Annotated in this window: 1 pseudogene; it reads right to left on the bottom strand. The window is 67.4% G+C overall.

The features are described from left to right. Positions 1 to 32: 32 nt before the first annotated feature. Positions 33 to 1,222, bottom strand: a pseudogene (locus H563_RS0114200) (IS3 family transposase). Between the last annotated feature and the right edge of the window lie 68 nt (positions 1,223 to 1,290).

Below are 1,290 nucleotides of genomic sequence, written 5' to 3'. Positions count from 1 at the left end.
GGGTCTGCTGCACGGATGGGTGACAGTTTCGGTTAGGCCGCGAGGGCCTGGGTTTGGTTCATGATGGTCTCGAACTCGATCGGGGTCAAACGTCCCAGGCGGGCCTGTCGGCGGCGGCGGTGGTAGGTCCGCTCGATCCAGGTGACGATCGCGATGCGCAGCTGGTCTCGGGTGGGCCAGGGGCGGCGGTCGAGGACGTTCTTCTGCAGCAGGCTGAAGAACGATTCCATGGCCGCGTTATCGCCGGCGGCTCCCACGCGGCCCATCGATCCGACCAGTCCGTGACGGGTCAGGGCGCGGGCGAACTTCCGGGAACGGAATTGCGATCCGCGGTCCGAATGCACGATGCAGCCGGTCACGTCGCCGCGCCTGGCGACGGCGTTCTCGACCGCCCGAACGGCCAAAGACGACTTCATCCGGTCGCTGATCGAGTACCCGACGATCCGGTTCGAGTAGACGTCCTTGACCGCGCAGAGGTAGAGCTTGCCCTGGCCGGTGCGGTGCTCGGTGATGTCCGTCAACCACAGCTCGTTCGGCTTCTGCGCGGCGAAGTCGCGCTTCACGCGGTCATCGAACACCGGCGGGCCGGCCTTCTTGCCGTTCCTGCCGCGCTTCTTCCCGAACACCGACCACACGCCGTTGCGCGAGCTGTGCTTCCACACCGTCCGGTCGCAGACCTCCCAGCCGGCCTCGCGGACGGCATCGGCGATCAGGCGATACCCGAACTCCGGGTCCTCGGCGTGAGCGTCGAGGATCGCATCCACCAGGTGAGCCTCCTCCCACTCACGGTCGGTGACCGGGTCCGCCAGCCAGCGGTAATACGGCTGGCGGGCGATCTTCAGCACCCGGCACGTCACCGCGACCGGCACCCGGACGGGCGCCTCCTGCGCGGCCAGCTCGCGGACGAGCGGGTAGATCATTTTGGGGAGCCGCCCAGGCGCAGGTTCGCCTGCGACAGATACGCCGCCGCCTTGCGCAGCACCTCGTTCTCCTGCTCCAGCAGCCGGTTGCGCTTGCGCAACTCGCGCAACTCCTCGGCCTCCGCCTTCGTCACCCCGGGCTTCGCACCGGTCTCGACATCGTCTTGGCGCATCCAGTTCTGCAGGCACGTCTCGCTGATCCCGAAGTCCGCCGCGATCTTCCGCAACGGCACCCCGGGCTCACGGCCGCGAGCAACGCGCACGACGTCCTCACGGAACTCGCGCGGATAAGGCTTGGGCATGATGACATCCTCTCCAGCAGCACCTCTCGGCACCACAGATCAGGTGTCACCCATCCGTGCAGCAGACC

Source organism: Gryllotalpicola ginsengisoli DSM 22003, from assembly GCF_000419445.1.
GTDB lineage: Bacteria > Actinomycetota > Actinomycetes > Actinomycetales > Microbacteriaceae > Gryllotalpicola > Gryllotalpicola ginsengisoli.
This window is presented reverse-complemented; position numbering and strand designations above follow the sequence as displayed.